Here is a 20,802-nt window from a genome sequence, read left to right as displayed (position 1 = left end):
TTTATCCTTTACGGCATCTTGTAACTACAGCTTACTTAGCTCTAAAGAAACAACAAACATTTTTCTTATTCAATAACTCCAATTTCTAGAGCCTTCTGGACAGCTTCTTCCTTGTTACGCACCCCTAACTTTGTGTAAGCCGAGGAAGCATAGTTCCTGACTGTACCACTCGACAAATATAACCTTGAAGCTATTGTAGTGTATCGGAGTCCTTTTGCTACTAGCTGCAATATTTCTATCTCTCTGGTTGTTAGCTCATAAGCAGTAGCTTTTGATTGTGGTGTCTCGATTTGCTCATCAAACTTCTCAAATATTTTGTGAGACATCCCCTGATCAATCAGTGTCCCACCTTTGTGAATAAGTCGGATCGTATTAGCTAGCTCCAACGTTTCAATAGATTTGAGTAAAAAACCATCCGCACCGTTGCGAAGCGATTCCAACGCCTGTTCGGTATCCTGAAACGTTGTAAAAATCAATACGCGGATATGTGGCCATTGTTGCTTTATCTTTTTGGTTGCTTCGACTCCATCCATGTGCTGCATATCTAAATCCATAAGTACAACGTGGGGTTGAAGGCGCCCACACAAATCGATGGCTTGATTGCCATCCTCAGCCAAACCGACTACATTTAAATCTTCATATCTATCGAGTAGTGTCCTCAAACTTTCCCGAACAAATGGCTGGTCGTCTACAATTAACAAACGAATAAGTCCATCTCTTATTTCAGTTTGTCGCGGTATGGTACATGTAACAAGCATTCCTTCCTCTGGCTTTGTATATACAGACAATTGACCTTGTAAATTCATTGCCCGCTCTTTCATAGCATTCATACCGAAGCCTTCCTGCCATTCTACATTTCCCTTTCCATTATCTTGCACTTCCAGCCTCGTATATTGTTGTTCAAACTGCAATGAAACTATAATTTCAGTCCCCTGACCATGACGTACTGCATTCGTAAGGGACTCTTGTAAGCAACGAATAAACGCTATCTTCGCTTGCCGAGACAGTTCGTATTCTTCTCCGAATGCTCGAAAGCTTACATTCACCCGAGCGTGCTCCTGAAATTCGGCTCCAAGATTTTGTAGAGATTGAATCAAGGAAGGCGATTGACACGGAGACTCCATTTGATGTAGGTAACCTCTCACGTCCTCGATGCTTTTACGTCCCATTTCAAGCAGAGAATCTAGCCTCTGAATACCCATTTCGGTAGCAAGCTCGGTGCGCAACGTTTCCATCCCCATAATAATAGAAGTATAAGCGTGACCAACTGTATCATGAAGCTCGCTCGACAGCCTGTTTCGTTCCTCTGCCAGTGTAATGCGTTCGATTTGAGACATATATTGCTCAAGTACCGCGTTTTGTTTACGAATCGCTTCATTTTGTTTATGATTGACGATTAATAAATGAAAAGCGAATCCCATTACATATGCGAATCCATAATAGGTGACCATAACCCAATAGCTATTACTTGGCGCAACTGCATAAAAAATTCCAGTTGTTATAAAAACTGTTGTTGGAGCTGTCCAATAATAGGACGAATGCTTACTATTCGCAGCGATAAGAAATACCGATATAAGAAATGTGTTGTAAGCTTCCGGAAATAAAGAGGTTAAATATATAGACAGTCCACCATATAGCAGTATTTCTGTGAACAAGTAATATTTATAATTGAACAGTAAGGCTACCCATGGAATAGAGAAGGCAACAACCTCCCAAAGAATAATAATCCAAAGTGGCAATGTTAAACCATCCTGAAAATTTAATGTAGCTAGGATGATAGACACACTAGCAATTAGACGGACCCCTAACATAATCCAATCATACCAAAACCAATACTTAACCATATCTAACAAGTTATTTACCCCCTAAGTAGCCTACCTTTTTACTTCTTATATTATAAATTAATCCTTTATGCATTGTTATACTTTTTAATTTTACACTGCGATCCTCTCACAGACTGCAAACTTCTATCGATTTAGTTGCCGAATCATACTACGTGTATAACCACCAAATTTCTTTGTCAAACCATCTACTATTCTAATACTTATGGCGATAGACACTATACCCATAGACATGACAAAGAGTGACTTGGAAAAAGTATCTATCTGTATGAAAATAATATTCATATCGATGTATCGATACAGTAGTGGTGCCAACAGGAACATAAGTGGCATTATATAAAAAATGATTACACTAATGAGACTGAAAATGCCAATCACAAATTTCTGCATTAACCAAAAGACAGCAGACCAGGTGCGACGATCCGTAAGTCCTAATTTCACCTGAGCCCAGTTTGATGTATCCGTTGTTATACTTCTATCGTAAGAGTCAGTCGAAATATCGGTATAAATTTTCGTCTGTATACGCTCGAATTGGATAAAAGGTGTGGTAGTCTGTAGTACTCGTATAACTAATGGAATCCCAACTACCGTAAATGAAAGGGTGAAACTGAATAGCAAAGCTATTAGGTAAAAACAAAAATAAAACAATCCTGTAACGAAAGTTAGCAATAAAAAATAACCATTCTGGATGAATCTTGATTTCATAAAGTTCATCGCTCCTCTCTGTGTAATAACCGCATCATACTGCTTTTTTTGTCAAATTCACCAGTGTAAAAATGTCATATGACATTTTTAAATGATGCTAAAAAGGGGAGAGTAACCTACTTCTGGTTAAAAAAGATGCTTATATTAATCTCCATAAAACAATCCCGTTCTTGCAGATGCAAGAACGGGATTGTTTTGTACTTTTATTTAATATGAGATGGACTTGTTTTTCGAATGTGAAAAATAATATCAAATTGCTCACGCAATGAAGTATCAAAGTATAACGAACCGTTCGGGAGGAGTTGTCCCCCAATACTCAGTAATGGCCTTTTTTCTCTAACCCATTTATCTGCTTGCCCTTTAAGGTGACGGTTATCTAACAAAAACATTTTATACGGGACTTTTCCAAGGGTATAATTGAAACTATTTACATCTTGTGGAATAGTATCCGTTGCAATCTTACCTCCGGTGGAAGGATTATATTCGCTGTATAATGTGAATTTCCCCTCCGTAGTTGTACTACCAATTGTGACATAATTATTCTCTAAACGTTCCTTCAAAAACTGCCCCGCAGCATAAGGATATAATTTCTCATCGATAATTCCTTTAGCTATATGAATATTGTGTCCCCATACCATAGTTTTACCACCCAATGTCTCTTGTGCCCACATTGCTTGATCGGCCATGTATTGCTCATGTAGCTTTATCATACTTGGATAGTCATTAGGAAGCAGCATTGTGGTGAATTTCTCTATTGCATTCGCTGTTGCTTTTACCCAGATGTACTCGGATGAAACTATTTCTGTGTTTGCCTGCCCATTCTCATCTTTAAGTAATTGGGCTACTTTCTCAGCGTTTGCCTTGAACTTTTTTTTCATTTCAGGAGCAAGCGTCATGTATTCCTGTACACTTCCAGTGAAAGATGACAGTTCTTTATAATTTTCTTCTACTTCTGCCAGCAAATCTGGTCGATGCAGCTTTACATAATCAATTACTTTATTAAAGACACTTTGGTCCAGCGTCTTTAAGTCTAGTCCAATAAATTGGATCTTTTTTTTATTGGAAGGATTAGCATTATAATCCTTCATCCATTCAATCATGGCAATAATTTCATCAGTAGGATATAACAATTTTAAAAATTCCCTAGGGTTTCCTTTTCCTGTTTGGATATATTCATTTAGTTTTAAGCCGTTTCCCCAATCTTCTTCCATTCCAAAATTCGTAAAACCCATCTCAGTAACCAAATATTTCACAAGGCGAAATTTTATGGTGAAAATTTCAGAGCTTCCATGAGTATTCTCTCCTAATCCTACATATTGTGCGCTCCCAATCATGTTCTTAAGTGGTTTTAAATCCTCAAATGATTTTGACGGTTCTATCGTTCTTAATGGGTTAGCCTGTGATTGTATTGATTTAACTATATTTTTTTGGATTGATTGGCCTGAATTTTCGACTGCTACTGTTTGAGCCTTTCCTACTTCTCCACATCCTGTGACTAATAAAGCTGTACTAACCATTGCAACCATTCTTTTCTTATTCATTTTTTCCACCTCAATTGAATTATTTTCAAAAGCAAGATTGATCCATGTACTTGCACGAATCAATCGCCTTAATTCAATTTTCATCTATTCCATATCATATTTTCTAGTTACATATTGTCATAAGATTTTTTGACACAGGTCATTGGCTAATCATTACACTTTCGTACTATCGGTTATGACAACTTATGAATAATAATTACATTATTGAATCGCAAGTAAGACGAGATTATGAATTTGAGAGGGGTTTTAAAGATGGATTAATCTATATGCCAAAATATTTTCATTCTAAGTTGAATTTGTTGAAATGACAGGAAGTCGGTTCGATAAACAAATTAATAAAAGGGGAAGGGCGGATTACAATGATATTACATGCAGAATCATGCCGCAATAAAGATAAAGTCCAACGTGCAAAAAGAGGACTTCGACTCTTTTTAACTATCTTGTTCATTACTTCTATTATTCTAAATTTAGTAGTAATGATTACTAAAAGTATGCCGCTTATTGTGGTATATATGTTTACCCCAGCATTTTCTTCTATTTTGACTCGCATAATACTGAAAGAAGGTTTTAAAGATGTATCTTTTAGTCTCGGTAACTTAAAGATATGGAAGGGAATTGGTCTTGCTCTGCTAATACCTATGATTATTTGTGGAATTACTTATTCTATCGCCTGGTTGAGCGGAATTGCGAAGTTTCAGCATCCCGAAGGTGGTATGTTAGAACCAATCTACAATATACTTGGACTTCAGTATCTATCGGCACCATTCAGTTTCATTTATCTAGTAATATTGAGCGGCATTTTAGGAAGTTTGCTTAACTTAATCCCAGTTTTGGGAGAAGAAATGGGCTGGCGAGGTTATATGCTCACAAGGCTAGTCGATGCAGAGTTTTCACGGCCCATCCTTATTAGTGGATTGATTTGGGCAACGTGGCATGTTCCAATTGTTATTGCTGGTCTATATGTAGAGGGACCATCTGTCTTTCTTTCAGTACTTGGCATCTATTTTTGTATTGTGCCATTCAGTTATATTACAGCTTATTTACGACTTATCACAGGTAGCATTTGGCCTTCGGTTATCATCCATACTACTTGGAATGCCATTATTCAAGGACCTTTCGCACGTGCAAGTACAGGATATCAAACTGAGATTTGGATTGGAGAATCTGGCTTGATAACCGCCCTTATTATCTTGATTACGGCAATAATTGTGTCTCGGATAATAAGATTTACTAAATATTGATTTTTCACATAAATTTTAAAAAAATGATTGTGAATCAGAAAAACGGACTCTCAGATTGCTTTTTAAGGGTTTTTAGTGGTCATGTGAATGTCATACGTATCGATAAGGGTTAAATTTCACACGATTAAAAACAGGGTGTTTAAACGGTATTTTGTTTTTATTCGTAATTTTAAATCTGAAATACTGAAGCCAATGTAATACAATTTCATTGGCTTCAGTATTTTGATTCTTAACTAAAAATAGAGTGGGAAATTAAGGGTGTCATATATATTAATTAAAAGTAGCATACAAAGAATGCTTAAGTGACATTTCTTTTGTTATAGAATAAACAAATCCTGATATTGCAGTAACTATTATTTTGAGGTCAATTTACAGTGAAATAAGTGTCTAATGTCTACTATTACTTTGGATTTATGTTACTGCACCTCTTAATTAGAGGTGTTGTTTTTGTTAATTAATAGCCATTGTACTTAGAAAATAAATAATATGTTTATGTGATGGAGTAATAAAGCTAGGTAGCATAAAGACTGATACTACAAAGATTAACAACATATAAAAAAATTATTTATATGTTGTGTCACCGCTGCTATTCCTAATAATTTTGGAATCTATTTATTTCTTCCGCTTTTGCGGAAACTAAAACTAATGTTGCGACCAGTAATATAGTGCCAATTAGATAAAAATAGTTGGACCTATATCGTCAGTATTTTTAATATTCCATTCGCTTTTTGTGTTTTCTATTTTTATTTTTGTACTGATGATAAGAACTTTCCCTCAATTAGATCTTTAAATAACGTAGACCTATTTGGTGCTTGAATTTCTTCCAACGTGAATTTTTCGAAGCATAGTGGTTCAGAAATAGCTTTATCATTTTCATCTGCTGTTAAATTTTCGACTTCTTTATTATCTTTGTCAAAAATTTGGAATACAGCAGTTTATCAGTTTTATATTCGAATTTGCAGCATCCACTTTTTTAATCTCAGTTTGTCCAAGTGCTTGAATTTTTGGCTGTTAGTTCTTACGGTGATACAGTATCTCCTTGGACTTTCACTGTATTTTTAATCTTTTTTCCAGCTTGTCCCTCGCATGGAGTACCATTGTATGCCACTCTGTATGTGTCACATCCCAAAATTCTTCGTTTTCTTTTCCTACATTAAATTTACTTTTGTCTGTATCGAATGTATCTGTCACTGTTTAGCCTACTATTTGTAATGTACCTGGGGCATATTCTAGTTCGTCTGGCAATGTATCCGCAAAGGCTAGATTTTTCGCAGGATTAGCAAGAAGCTATTACTTACTAGAGTTGTATACTCCAATCATCCCTTGTTTCTGTATTTTGTAGGTTCTTCACTGTTTTCTCAAGTTCTATGATTAGATCTTGGAGAATTAAGAAACGACCTCAGCTCATTTCATTGTCGTTTAGAAAATTATAAGAAAAGAATCTATTTCTTTCACACTTTTCCTAACTACTCTGATATTTAGATGCTACTTACAAATAAATAATATATGATTTTCATAAAAAAAATATAGTAATATTTTGTCGTAAATTGTACTAATTTGATATTTTATAGTAATATTTTGTCGTGAGTTATACCTGACGGAAAATGATTTATGAACCTATACAGGAACGATGTAAAAATTTATCAGTAATCTAATTAAGAGGAGAAGGTAATGAATAATTCTATCGATATACAACACGTGTGTGATCTCGCACATAAAGCCTTTAATGTACCTGTTCACATTTTATCCACAGACAAAAAAATCTTATATCATTCTAATTCTGAGGATATTTGTAGTCCTTTTTATTCTTCTAAAGAAGAACATCTTAGTGACATTTATCAAGAAAATGATCCCTATAATTTGCCACTTTTCAGATGTAACAGTTATCTTGAAAATTTCATCCTAATTCATATAGAAAATCATGATTATATAAAAGGGACTATAATAATTGGCCCCACTATATATCCAAAGGGATCGGATGATGTAACCTTTAAACTTCGAAAAGAATTTAACTCAAATAATAATATTCAAGAAAGACTAACCTATTTTCAATCCCTACCTGAGGTTAAAAAAACTTCTTTAATTGATATGGGAATTTTATTGCATTACATGATTTTCAATGAAAAGTTAGATGTTGATATTGTTGTAGAAAAAAATAAAGTGTTAGAGGAAGTTCCCTATAAAATTGTGAAACCTGATCTATATATTTTAAAACGTCAACAAAATAAACCAAAAACTCACAACATGGCATTAGTACATAATTATTTTTCAGCAATCAAAGAGGGAAATAAAAAGAAGTTGTTGCAATATATGTATGCAGTTTCGCAGGAAGATACTGAATTAATTTTAACAGCGGATCCACTCAGAAACCAAAAAAACCATGGGATTATTGCGATTACTTTAGCTACTCGATATGCGATAGAAGGTAATCTCCCACCAGACATTGCTTTTGCTCTTAGTATTTTGTATATCCAAACTATGGAACAACTAGATAACGTGGACTCTGTAAGGCGATTGTCAGGAGATGCTTTACGTACTTTTGCAGATCGGGTGAAAGAATTCAATGCGCAAAAATTTTCAAATGCGGTTACTACATGTATGAATCATATTAGTAAAAATGTTTACGATGGAATATCTCTCAATGAACTCGCTAATCATTTGGATATTACCCCTACTTATTTATCTAAATTATTTAAAAAAGAAGTGGGGATTCCTTTAAGTGAATTTATTCAAAGGGAACGAGTGGAAGAAGCAAAAAAATTATTAACACTCACTACATATCCACTATCAGATATTTGTGCCTGGCTTAATTTTAACGACCAAAGTTATTTTACAAGGGTTTTCAAAAAATCAACTAACATGACACCTAGACAGTATCGTGAAAAATATACCGTAATATAAGCTTAGTATCAGTTTCTTGTGAAAAAACTTTAATATACGCGCAAGTAACTCTAAAACTTGAGCATACTGTTTCTTTTACTCTAGAAAGGGTATGTGATTGATCTAGAAAAGGAATATGTATTCAAATAGATCTTGAAGAGTCCATGAAACATTTAGTGAAGCCAAAGGACAAGGGTAAGATTTATAACATGTTGTTAATTTTAAAGAGTACACTATCCATTATTTTTCTAAGGAGACAAAAAAACAGAAGGCCGCCAAGGTTCTTTTCGAGAAAGCTTTGCGGCTTTTTTTATATTTTAAAACCCATGGTTATAACGAGGAATAAGTTTATAGATTAATATCTTCATGTTAAGTATTTAATAATGGTGATATTAGGGACTATTACATAAAGTTTAACAATATAACATATATCACTTGATATATCTATAGTATATGCAATTATACATAACCAAATAAAGGGAAAAAAGTATAAAAAAACCTATTAAATTATTCTATAAGTATTTTTTTAAAAATAAAATTGCTTGGTTGAGCTAAAATGGTTATTTATTAACCGTATACACTTTAATTTGTAATCATTACAATTACAGAGCTGTAATTCCTAGTTAATTATATCGGTATAATTTTTCAGGCTCGTATTTTTACTTAATAGTTAAATTATCGAGCTCAATCGACAAAATTTTGCTATTTACGCATTGGAAATTTAATGTTTTAATGAACAACATAACTGGTATGACCACACAGAAGGGAGAAGAGCAAGCTAATAGAGGTTATTAAATTTGCAAGTAACATTATGTTGTGAATAATTTTCTTAATAATCAGTTTATTTTTTAAGGTATTTAGAATCTCAAAAGTAGTATTTTTGTAAAAATGGGTTTTAAGTTTCTACATAGCAAAAGTGAATTTATTCCGCAATAAAAGTATAAGCAATGTACAGTATAATTTCATCTTTTGTAGTCTTGTAAGGCTATTGCTGACAAAACTAAAAACCATATTATGAAATTGATATTAAAAAAAGGTCATGACAGGATTAACTCTAGAAGCAATGGTTATCTATCTTCACGGATCTGTAAGTTAAACAGCAGCTCTAAGGGGGAAATAATATTTTACTACTCATTGGGCAGCTAATTCAAATATAGCTGATGAATTTTTATCGTTTACTATTTGAAAAATAGAGTATCTAAATGAGAGGGAAGTAAAATCCTTAGATCCTTTTAGAAGTAAATAATAACGATAACACCCTATCCGAAAGACTTCCCATTCCCCATGCGTGTGCAAGGAGAGAGCCTAGCGCTAGGGCGTACAAGTTATATGAATCAAGTTATAAAAAACAATGGTAAAGGAGTGTACGGAATGAAAAATAAAATAATGACAGGATTTTTAATAACATCCATTGTAACTGGAGCAACTATTCCTATCAATACTCTCGCAGCACCAATCGTTCAAGCAGAAACTCAACAGGAAAGCATGGATATTTCTTCATCATTACGAAAATTAGGTGCGCAATCTAAATTAATCCAAACGTATATTGATCAATCTTTAATGAGTCCTAATGTACAGCTAGAGGAAGTCCCAGCTTTAAATACCAATCAATTCCTAATTAAACAAGATATGAAGGAATGGTCATCGGAACTCTATCCACAGTTAATTCTATTAAATTCAAAAAGTAAAGGATTTGTAACGAAATTTAATAGCTATTACCCGACATTAAAATCGTATGTAGACAATAAAGAAGATAGAGAAGGGTTTTCGGATAGACTTGAAGTTCTTCAAGAAATGGCTATGACGAATCAAGAAAATGCGCAACGACAAATTAATGAATTAACAGATCTTAAATTACAGCTTGATAAAAAATTAAAAGATTTCGATACTAATGTGGCAACTGCGCAAGGCATATTAGGTACAGATGGAACAGGAAAAATAGATCAGTTAAAAAATGAAATATTAAATACCAAAAAAGCAATTCAAAATGATTTACAACAAATTGCATTAATACCAGGAGCTTTAAATGAGCAGGGATTTGCTATATTCAAAGAAGTTTATAGTCTTTCAAAAGAAATTATTGAACCGGCTGCTCAAGCAGGGATGGCAGCGTATAACAAAGGAAAAGAAATTAACAACTCTATTCTAGAAGCGGAGAAAAAAGCGGCGCAAGAAGCGACAGAACAAGGTAAAACTGCTCTAGAGATTGAATCGGCCAAAAAAGCAGCTCGTGAAGCAATTGAGAAAAGCAAACAAGGTGAAATAGCTGCAGCTGCAGCCGCAAAAACGCAAGAATATGACCTGATGAAAGCCATTGATACTGAAAAGATTAAGAAAACATTTGGTGTCTTCGCAGAAGTAAATAAACTAACAGCAGAGCAGCGAGCATATTTAGATGACTTAGAGAAACAAAACCAAAAAGTATATGATTTAACAACGAAACTATCAATAGCAGATTTACAAAAATCAATGCTTCTTCTTTCACAAAATGATTTGCATACGTTTGCAAACCAAGTAGATGTAGAACTTGACCTACTAAAGCGCTATAAAGAAGATTTGGATCTAATAAAAAATAACATTACAAAATTATCTACTAATGTTGATGCAACTAACGAGCAGTCTCAAAAAGATACATTAAGACAATTAAAAAATGTAATAAGTTACCTTGAAGAACAGGTATATAAATTTTAATATTACGTTTTTTAAAAAACTATAAAGATTATAAGAATCTAGCGAAAGAAGGAGAATAGTTATGAAAAAATTCCCATTCAAAGTGCTAACTTTAGCCACTCTGGCAACGGTTATAACTGCTACTACTGGTAACACTATTCATGCATTTGCACAAGAAACGACCGCTCAAGAACAAAAAGTAGGCAATTATGCTTTAGGTCCCGAGGGACTGAAGAAAGCATTGGCTGAAACAGGGTCTCATATTCTTGTAATGGATTTGTACGCAAAAACAATGATTAAGCAACCGAATGTAAATTTATCTAATATCGATTTAGGATCAGAAGGAGGGGAGTTGCTCAAAAATATTCACCTTAATCAAGAACTGTCACGAATCAATGCGAATTATTGGTTAGATAAAGCGAAGCCACAGATTCAAAAAACAGCTCGTAATATTGTAAATTACGATGAACAATTTCAAAATTATTACGACACTTTAGTAGATACTGTACAAAAGAAAGATAAGGCAGGTCTAAAAGAGGGCATAAGTGATTTAATTACTACAATTAATACAAATTCAAAAGAGGTTACAGATGTAATTAAGATGCTACAAGACTTCAAAGGGAAACTATATCAAAATTCTACAGATTTTAAAAATAATGTTGGTGGTCCAGATGGCAAAGGTGGATTAACTGCAATATTAGCAGGTCAACAGGCAACGATTCCGCAACTTCAAGCTGAAATTGAGCAACTTCGTTCTACTCAGAAAAAACATTTTGATGATGTATTAGCATGGTCAATTGGTGGTGGATTGGGAGCAGCTATTTTAGTTATTGCAGCTATTGGAGGAGCAGTTGTAATTGTTGTAACTGGTGGTACAGCAACACCAGCTGTTGTTGGTGGACTTTCAGCTCTTGGAGCAGCTGGTATCGGTCTAGGAACTGCGGCGGGTGTCACGGCATCTAAGCATATGGACTCCTATAACGAAATTTCTAACAAAATCGGAGAATTAAGTATGAAAGCAGATCGTGCTAATCAAGCAGTTCTTTCGCTTACTAACGCGAAAGAAACATTGGCATATCTATATCAGACTGTAGATCAAGCGATATTATCTCTAACAAATATTCAAAAGCAATGGAATACAATGGGCGCAAATTATACAGATTTACTGGATAATATCGATTCTATGCAAGACCACAAATTCTCTTTAATACCGGATGATTTAAAAGCTGCTAAAGAAAGTTGGAATGATATTCATAAAGATGCAGAATTCATTTCAAAAGATATTGCTTTTAAACAGGAATAGAACTGAAAATTAAAACCTAAATTGGAGGAAAATGAAATGATAAAAAAAATCCCTTACAAATTACTCGCTGTATCGACGTTATTAACTATTACAACCGCTAATGTAGTTTCACCAGTAACAACTTTTGCAAGTGAAATTGAACAAACGAACAATGGAGATACGGCTCTTTCTGCAAATGAAGCGAGAATGAAAGAGACCTTGCAAAAGGCCGGTTTATTTGCAAAATCTATGAATGCCTATTCTTATATGTTAATTAAAAATCCAGATGTGAACTTTGAAGGAATTACTATTAATGGATATGTGGATTTACCTGGTAGAATTGTACAAGATCAAAAGAATGCAAGAGCACATGCTGTTACTTGGGATACAAAAGTAAAAAAACAGCTTTTAGATACATTGACTGGTATTGTTGAATATGATACAACATTTGACAATTATTATGAAACAATGGTAGAGGCGATTAATACAGGGGATGGAGAAACTTTAAAAGAAGGGATTACAGATTTACGAGGTGAAATTCAACAAAATCAAAAGGTTGCACAACAACTAATAGAAGAATTAACTAAATTAAGAGACTCTATTGGACAAGATGTTAGAGCATTTGGAAGCAATAAAGATCTCTTGCAGTCGATTTTAAAAAACCAAGGTGCAGATGTTGAAGCCGATCAAAAGCGTCTAGAAGAAGTATTAGGATCAGTAAACTATTATAAACAATTAGAATCTGATGGGTTTAATGTAATGAAGGGTGCTATTTTGGGTCTACCGATAATTGGCGGTATTATAGTGGGAGTAGCAAGAGATAATTTAGGTAAGTTAGAGCCTTTATTAGCAGAATTACGTCAGACCGTGGATTATAAAGTAACATTAAATCGCGTAGTTGGAGTTGCTTATAGTAATATTAATGAAATGCACAAGGCACTTGATGATGCTATTAACGCTCTTACTTATATGTCCACGCAGTGGCATGATTTAGATTCTCAATATTCGGGCGTTCTAGGGCATATTGAGAATGCAGCTCAAAAAGCGGATCAAAATAAATTTAAATTCTTAAAACCTAATTTAAATGCAGCGAAAGACAGTTGGAAAACATTAAGAACAGATGCTGTTACATTAAAAGAAGGGATAAAGGAATTAAAAGTGGAAACTGTTACTCCACAAAAATAGGGAAATATTAATTCTGTTGCAAAGTGAACCATAACATAGAGAGTCTATGATTACACTGTTAAACAGTAAAGCGATAATTAATAAATCCTTATATATTAAAAAGGCGGAGTCTCATTAAAGACTTCGCCTTTCACTTATATATAAGTTTTATCCAAATAAAAAGATAGCCATGTAGTTTACTTGTTTTTAAAAATTTGTAACAGAATCGATTAATAGGGGACAGTTTATATAGATTCGCTTAATAATATCGGATCTATGCAACTACATCGTCTTTTAATAAGAATAGGACTTGAAATCATACTCTATACAGGAGGAATAAGAAAAGATGAAAAAAAACCCTTATAAAATACTGGCTGTATCAGCATTTTTAATTATGACAACTACCTATGCAGTCGCACCAGTAGCAACCTTTGCAATTGAAACTGAACAAACGAACACTGGAGATATGTCTCTTTCAGCAAATGAAGAAAAGATGAAAAAAACTGTACAAGATGCTGGGTTATTTGCAAAAGCTATGAATGAATATTCTTATTTGCTAATTAATAATCCGGATGTGAGTTTTGAAGGAATTTCTATTAATGGGTATGCAGATTTACCTAGTAAAATTGTACAGGATCAAAAGAATGCAAGAGCACATGCTGTTACATGGAATACAAAAGTAAAAAAACAGCTTTTAGATACATTGACCGGCATTATTGAATACGATACAAAGTTTGAAAATTATTATGAAACATTAGTAGAGGCGATCAACAATGGAAATGGGGATACTTTAAAAAAGGGGATTACTGATTTAAGGGGGGGAATTCAACGAAACCAAAAGTCTGCAAAAGCATTAATAGAAGAATTAACTAAATTTAAAAACGCTATTGGAGAAGATGTTAGAGTATTTGGAAGCCATAAAGAGACCTTGCAATCGATTTTAAAAAACCAAGGAGCTGATGTGGAGACTGATCAAAAGCGTTTAGATGAAGTTTTAGGACAAGTAAACTATTATAAGAAATTAGAATCTGATGGATTAATAATGGTGAAAATACCTTTTATCCCCACGCTTATTTCTGGTGGCATAATGATAGGTACTGCTAGAGATAATTTAGGTCGATTAGAGCCTGCTTTAGCAGAATTACGTAAAACTGTTGATTATAAAATTACATTAAATCGTGTAGTCGGAGTTGCATTTCATAATATTAGTGATATGCATAGTACGATTGATAGTGCTATTACTGCTCTTACTTATATGTCCACACAATGGGATGATTTAGACTCTCAATATTCGGGCGTACTGGGGCATATTGATAAAGCTGATGAAAAAGCTGATCAAAATAGATATAAATTTTTAAAGCCTAACTTGAATTCAGCTAAAGATAGTTGGAAAACATTAAGAACAGATGTTGTCACATTACTAGAAGGCATAAAAATTGCAGAGAAGAAAGAACAGGATTTTATGAATCTACTTCGTCCATCAAACGTTTTTTACTTTTATAAAAAAATCCATAACGCATACACTTTTGAAATAAAGACTGGAACAAATGCACCAAATGCGTCTTATAAAGTTATGAATTTAACTAAAAACACTGTTCATCATATGTGGAGTGGAGGTGCTAATACAAGCATGTGGGCTGACTGGCTTTCATTCAATCCAAATGATGAATTTGCGGTGGTAGCAGTAGTGGATGGGAAAGAATATGTTGTGTATAAAGACAAAGTAGAAAATATAATGAACTGAACCCAAAAAAATGCATTAATTGGGGATGGTACACATCGCTATCAAGCTAAGAAAAACAAATACCCCCAGAACGAAATTTTGTGCTAACTTTTAACAGAAAAGCTCATTTTTTCGTTTTGGGGTGAATCTATTTTCTTAAGTTGATGGGCATGGGGATGGTACACTAAACTAGACACCAAGTTAAGTGAAAAATTGAACGGCATAAGGCTCCTTATTTCCTAGAACACCTAGCTAAAGCAAAAGAATTTGTACAGCAAAAAAGTGAATATTGAATCAAGGTGCTGGTTGCTTTATGTGTATGGCTTAACCAAAAGATTGCAAATACATTAAAAGAGCAACTTGTAATAAAGATATTGCAATATTTTTAAAGCGAAAAGCCGAAATTGAGGAATTTGAAGAATTGTAATAGTGAAGGAATTGATTAATTTATAAAAAACATAGGAATTAAATATTCCTACGTTTTTTTGTGCATAACATTTAAATAAAAAGAGAGAATTAACACCTTATTTTTGGGGTGTTTGAAGGTTCAAATGGAAGATTCCCTGGTTTTCGATTTGAATCAATATGATACTATTTACATGTACTGTCATGTAGGGAATTATATTTTTTACACCTGAACTGTTTGTACTATTTGTAGGATTTTCTGTTTTTTTGTCGAATATATCTTTAATGCAAGGAGGGACATTACATGATTATTAAAGACTATTTCATCAATCTTTCTATTTTTTCTTTATTAGTTAGCGCAGCGATATTTATTCAAGTGTTTTTGATTCATTCCAGGCGATATTTCGAAAAATTCTATGGAGGGATTATTGCAGTTACTTTGATGCTCTTTTCTTTTCCATACATGGGATTTTCCTACGATCTTCGAGTTGTTCCTCTTATTCTATCTTTTATTTACTTTGGTCGCATTGCTGGTTGGATTACATTAATTAGCATTATTATAATGCGTATCTTTTACATTGGAGGTTACTGGGAACCTCCTGTGATTGCTTATTTAGGTTTGGGTATCCTATTTGTTACTTTTAAAACATATTTTAAAAACCTTCATCCTTTTAAAAGTGCATCTTTATATTTTTCTGTTTTTGTCGGAATAAAGTGGTTAGTTGGTGTATTCTTTAATACTAAGTTACTTTACACTGGAGGCTTATTATATATAGCTTTAGGGCTTTTAATTGGGCTATTTCTTATGGAAGCCTACCAGAGATTATATTATTTAACACAGGACTTATCTAAAATGAATCGAGAATTAAAAAAATCCAAGCAAGAACTCACAGATACCGTACATGAGCTTCAAGGAGGGATTTTTAAATTTAAAAAAGTGGGTAAGCACTTTATACACACTTTATGTGATGGACAGTTTTATTATCAAAAAGGATTTTATTCTGAACAGGTGGTAGGGAAAAGCTTACGGACTATTGAGGCTTCTATTGTTCCACCACATTTAGTTCCACAATTGATGAAGTATTATCTTCAGGCATGGGAAGGGAAAGAAATTATATTCGAATTACCCTGGCCAGATGATAAAACGATTATTCTTATTGCACTTAGGCCGATTAAACGAAATGGACAAGTTATGGAAGTTGTTGGTTCTATAGTCGATATAACCGAAAGGAAAAAGGTAGAATCAGAATTAAGAGCTACCAAAGAATTACTAGAATCATTTATAAAGCATAATGTAGATGCTATTACCATTTCTGATCGAGAAGGGCATATTTTACAAGCAAATAAAGCTTATGAAAAGATATTTGGATGGTCATTACAAGAAATCATAGGTAAGAGATTACCCTGTGTACCAGATTTCTTAATGGAAGAATCACTTAAAAATATTCAGAAAATTCTAACAGGGGAATCCGTAGTTACCAGATTAGAAACTGTTAGACGACGTAACGATGGAAGTCTTCTTGATGTCAGTCTGACAGTTTCTCCTATACTAGACGTAAGAGGAAATGTGATAGCTTTATCTGCAATATGTAGAGACATCTCTGAAAGAAAACAAGCAGAAAGAGAACGACATCGATTACACCAACAATTAAAAGATAGTGAAATGAAGTACCGTGCACTAATCGAACAAGCAACTGATGCAGTATATGTAGTAGAGCTGAATGAAAATCATGTTCCAAGTCGATTCATTGAGGTAAACCCTGTTGGTTGTAAAAGATTTGGATATAGTAGAGAAGAGCTGCTCTCGTTACCATTTCCAAATGTAGTACCACAAGATTCTAAAATGATTGTAAGGTTGTTAAAAAGAATTAGAGAGGGACAAACTTCCTTCACTTTGCAAGATGAATATGTTTTTCCAACAGGAAAAATAATAACAACTGAGTTTAGTGTCCGTGTTTTTAACTTAAATGGTAAAAAAGTTTTCCTAAGTATTTCTCGTGATATCACTGAACGGCTAAAAACAGAAGAATTACTACGGAAATCTGAAAAACTTGCTGTCGTAGGACAATTAGCGACTGCAATGGCTCATGAAATTAATAATCCATTAACCGCAATGAAAGGGTTTATGCAATTACTAAAATCAACGGAAACTGAGAATAATCGGGGTTATATAAATATAGTATCATCAGAGATTGAGCGTATAGAAAGTATTACTAATGAATTTATGGCGGTAGCCAAACCACAGGTGGTAAAGATACAACCTAATGATATTAGTGTGCTAATGGATCAAGTTTTAATGCTACTGCAACCTCAAGCAATGATGAATAATATAAAAATTAGAATTGATTTTACACCTGGTATTCCACTGATTCCATGTGAAGGAAATCAATTAAAACAAGTATTTGTTAATATTATAAAAAATGCAATTGAATCCATGCCAACAGGAGGAGAAATTTTGATTCAATTTGATAAACTTGATAATAATCAAATAAGGATTCGCTTTATCGATCAAGGATGTGGGATTCCAAAAGAACGTATACCATATTTAGGAGAACCTTTTTACAGTATTAAGGAAGAGGGAATCGGCTTAGGATTAATGGTCTGTTATAAAATTATTGAAACACACCAGGGGAAGGTATTTATTGAGAGTGAAGTGAATAAGGGGACTATAGTTGAAGTCACTCTCCCAATTTGCACACTTCAAAATTAATACATTCTTTTACTGAAATTTTATAAGTTAGTGAGCAGTTAGCTTTGGCTAGCTGCTTTTTTGTATATATTGTAATCGATTCTTCATATTACGGCTTTTTGATGTTTCATATATAGATTTTATAAACTCTGTAAGTGTTTTGTAATATTTACGAGAGACTTTTTTAACAGTTATGAGAGAGAAAAGAAAGATTTGTTATATATGATGAAATTAATCTTACTAGTAGGTGTTCTAATGGACCTAGAAACCAAGGAGGAAAAATAACAATGAAACAATTGAAGCCAGCAATTAGTGTATTAGGTAGTGTATCGATGGCACTGACTTTAGCATCTCCTGCTTTAGCAGATGTAAAACAACCGAATCCAGGAGGTACAGTTGAAATATTCAAAGAGAATGCAAATGTAAAAAAAGAAGATAAGAATTTCACGCTCGGATCTGATGGGGAAATAGGTTCACTCATTACACAAAACATTGAAATGGCAAACAACGATTGGGATAAAGATGGTATTTCCAACGACTTAGAGATTAATGGATATAAAATTGAATTCAATTCACAAACTGGAAAAAATGAAGCGAAAGCATGGGATCCCGAGAAGGATAAAGGGAAACCAAAATTTATATCGAATCCTATGAATGCAAATACGGATGGTGATCCTTTTACTGATATGTATGAGGTTGAGAATTATAACAACGATTCTGATACTAATTTCAATCCGATAGTTGCCAACATGCCGAATTTGCAAATTGGTGTCAAACGAATTGAAGTAATTCCTATTGCAACCATTACGGATAATAATGGCGGATCAGTTAGTAGAGGATGGGAAAAAAGTGTATCTACACAACATTCATTTAATGTAGGTTTAAGTGGTTCAGGTGGTGTAGAAGGCTCAGCAGCTGGTCCTGTTCCTTCCGGAAGTGTTTCAGCAAATGTGGGATACGGATATTCAAAAACAACTACGGAAACGGAGAGTTATACAAATAATTTTGATTGGTCTACTGCAACAACTGTGGATACAGCGAACGCAGCAAAATTACGGGTACATTTGGAATATAAGAATGTAGGAACAGCATCCGCTGAAAATGTTTCGCCTCATTTTAATATTCGTTTAGGAAACAAAATTATTAATACTGTAAAGGCAACACAAGATCGTTATAAAGCAAACTATTTAAGTACAGAAAAAGGTGGACGGAATAAAACAGAAGTAGTAATTGACAGTTTAGAAGGACAAGCAGATGCGAATATTGTCTTATCTTTGGATGAATTGAAAGCTGTTGAACAAGGGGAACTTCTTTCGATTGAAGTTTTACCTACAAGTACAATGGATTTATCTATTGAAAAAGGTGAAGAAATTATGCATTTGGGGGATTCAGGGAGATATGAGTCTAGAGTAAATGCAGCTACTGAACAATTAGAAACAGATATAGGAAATATACCAAAGTTTAGGGTATATACTCCTAAAGACAAATCTCTTGCTGATAAGCCAGTTTTATCCTATAACGAAGTTTTTCAACAGGTAAATATAGATACGAAAAAAGTAAATCATATTGTAAACAAGGCTAAAAGTACTAATAACGTATCATTGGTTTCAGCTAATAATGGAACTGATGCATTGAACGATTTAAAAGCGGGACAGGGAGATCGCGGTTATTTACATAAAGACTCTGTACACGGAGCTTTTGCAAAGCTACAGCAACCAACATTAGTAGAAGGTAGTTATGATTCTGTGACGCAAAAGATTAGGGCAACAATTTTACCTGGTTTATTTGGAGTGAGTAAAGATATTCCTACTACTTATAGTAAGAAATGGAATGCTCCGTCACAAACAGTAACACTGGTTAAACGTGAAAATGGATTTACATATGAGTCTAGAGAAAATATACACCCTATTAAATCTGAAATTGCTGCGCACAGAAAAGTTACATTTGAAATCAATGACGCACACAATCTAACGCCTACACAAAAGATTGATACTGAAATTAAAGCTAATAAAGAATTTGAAGATTATGTAGTAGATAATTCAGGTGAATTTGTTACAGAAGGAGTTCCTTATACCGTGGCTTCATATGGAAATACAGCTTATTTGGGAAGTCATCATGCAGGGAATAAATGGGAGTATCTTTGGGCTGAAAAATCTAGCGATGAAAAAGTGAATGTAATTATTGAAAGAGTAGGTCAACCTAAACCTGGAAAACCAATTAAAAAGGATGAAGAGGTATTAATTAAATTTCAAAATCCTATTTATTCAGATTATGCATATTTAAAACTTCAAGATAGTTATATCCATTTAGATCAAAAACAGAACGCAAGTACTTTTAAATTTAATCATGCATATCCAAAGAATTTCACTGGACACCATAAGCAATGGAACATACTATCTAATGGTAATAAGTTAAAGGTAGGATATTTAATCGATTATATGAAATATGGTAATGGAGAGAATAGGACTGATACTATAGCATGGAATCTATCAAGAGTTCAGTAATAGGTAACAGTTCTGTTGCTAAGTTTGGAAAGAGAACTGGAAATGAATTGAATCCGAAAAGTTAGATACAATAATTTAGGTTACTAATAAGGAATGAGTTCGATGTTGAATCGGACTCATTCCTTTTAATTTATATAATTTAGAAACTACTATTTTA

12 protein-coding genes are annotated in these 20,802 nt (G+C 33.6%); 8 read left to right on the top strand and 4 right to left on the bottom strand.

What is annotated here, in order from left to right; all coding sequences use genetic code 11:
• Window positions 1-65: 65 nt before the first annotated feature.
• From MKY70_RS16705 to MKY70_RS16695, 3 genes are all read right to left on the bottom strand, one after another.
• Entirely contained in the window at window positions 66-1,853 is a 1,788-nt protein-coding gene (locus MKY70_RS16705; protein WP_341025285.1) for a hybrid sensor histidine kinase/response regulator transcription factor, read from the bottom strand.
• Window positions 1,854-1,967: 114 nt separating this feature from the next.
• Window positions 1,968-2,546: a sensor domain-containing protein gene (locus MKY70_RS16700; protein ID WP_002168043.1), complete on the bottom strand. Its 579-nt coding sequence runs from the start codon at window positions 2,544-2,546 to the stop codon at window positions 1,968-1,970.
• A gap of 203 nt (window positions 2,547-2,749) precedes the next feature.
• Window positions 2,750-4,087, bottom strand: a complete 1,338-nt coding sequence (locus MKY70_RS16695) for an erythromycin esterase family protein (protein WP_341026401.1) — start codon at window positions 4,085-4,087, stop codon at window positions 2,750-2,752.
• 359 nt (window positions 4,088-4,446) lie between these two features.
• Here MKY70_RS16695 and MKY70_RS16690 point away from each other — a divergent pair, with 359 nt between their 5' ends.
• The gene (locus tag MKY70_RS16690) at window positions 4,447-5,328 is read left to right on the top strand and encodes a CPBP family intramembrane glutamic endopeptidase (RefSeq protein WP_002128073.1); all 882 of its coding nucleotides are present in this window, start codon (window positions 4,447-4,449) and stop codon (window positions 5,326-5,328) included.
• Between the two features lie 1,047 nt (window positions 5,329-6,375).
• Here the strand turns inward: MKY70_RS16690 and MKY70_RS16685 are convergent.
• Window positions 6,376-6,519: a hypothetical protein gene (locus MKY70_RS16685; RefSeq protein WP_000132592.1), complete on the bottom strand. Its 144-nt coding sequence runs from the start codon at window positions 6,517-6,519 to the stop codon at window positions 6,376-6,378.
• A 480-nt stretch (window positions 6,520-6,999) separates the two neighbouring features.
• On the opposite strand from MKY70_RS16685, the gene MKY70_RS16680 reads away from it, so the two are divergent.
• The 7 genes from MKY70_RS16680 to MKY70_RS16650 all read left to right on the top strand — a co-directional run bounded on the left by MKY70_RS16680 (window position 7,000) and on the right by MKY70_RS16650 (window position 20,645).
• Window positions 7,000-8,229, top strand: a complete 1,230-nt coding sequence (locus tag MKY70_RS16680) for a helix-turn-helix domain-containing protein (protein WP_341025282.1) — start codon at window positions 7,000-7,002, stop codon at window positions 8,227-8,229.
• Window positions 8,230-9,579: 1,350 nt separating this feature from the next.
• Window positions 9,580-10,899, top strand: a complete 1,320-nt coding sequence (gene hblC, locus MKY70_RS16675; protein ID WP_341025281.1) for a hemolytic enterotoxin HBL lytic component L2 — start codon at window positions 9,580-9,582, stop codon at window positions 10,897-10,899.
• Between the two features lie 61 nt (window positions 10,900-10,960).
• Window positions 10,961-12,181, top strand: a complete 1,221-nt coding sequence (hblD, locus tag MKY70_RS16670; protein ID WP_002128070.1) for a hemolytic enterotoxin HBL lytic component L1 — start codon at window positions 10,961-10,963, stop codon at window positions 12,179-12,181.
• A gap of 36 nt (window positions 12,182-12,217) precedes the next feature.
• On the top strand, window positions 12,218-13,345 hold the full coding sequence (hblA, locus tag MKY70_RS16665) for a hemolysin BL binding component B (protein ID WP_000591974.1): 1,128 nt from the start codon (window positions 12,218-12,220) through the stop codon (window positions 13,343-13,345).
• A gap of 325 nt (window positions 13,346-13,670) precedes the next feature.
• Window positions 13,671-15,068, top strand: a complete 1,398-nt coding sequence (gene hblB / locus MKY70_RS16660) for a hemolysin BL regulatory component HblB (RefSeq protein WP_341025279.1) — start codon at window positions 13,671-13,673, stop codon at window positions 15,066-15,068.
• A 688-nt stretch (window positions 15,069-15,756) separates the two neighbouring features.
• Window positions 15,757-18,162 carry a PAS domain S-box protein gene (locus MKY70_RS16655; protein ID WP_341025277.1) on the top strand — a complete coding sequence of 802 codons (2,406 nt, stop codon included), beginning with the start codon at window positions 15,757-15,759 and terminating at the stop codon, window positions 18,160-18,162.
• Window positions 18,163-18,428: 266 nt separating this feature from the next.
• The gene (locus MKY70_RS16650) at window positions 18,429-20,645 is read left to right on the top strand and encodes a binary toxin-like calcium binding domain-containing protein (RefSeq protein WP_088030857.1); all 2,217 of its coding nucleotides are present in this window, start codon (window positions 18,429-18,431) and stop codon (window positions 20,643-20,645) included.
• Window positions 20,646-20,802 lie beyond the last annotated feature (157 nt).

Origin of the sequence: Bacillus sp. FSL R9-9492 (genome assembly GCF_038007365.1) — a bacterium.
Taxonomy (GTDB): domain Bacteria; phylum Bacillota; class Bacilli; order Bacillales; family Bacillaceae_G; genus Bacillus_A; species Bacillus_A mycoides.
Note: the sequence above shows the minus strand (reverse complement) of the source record. Positions and strands in the feature narration are given on the sequence as shown.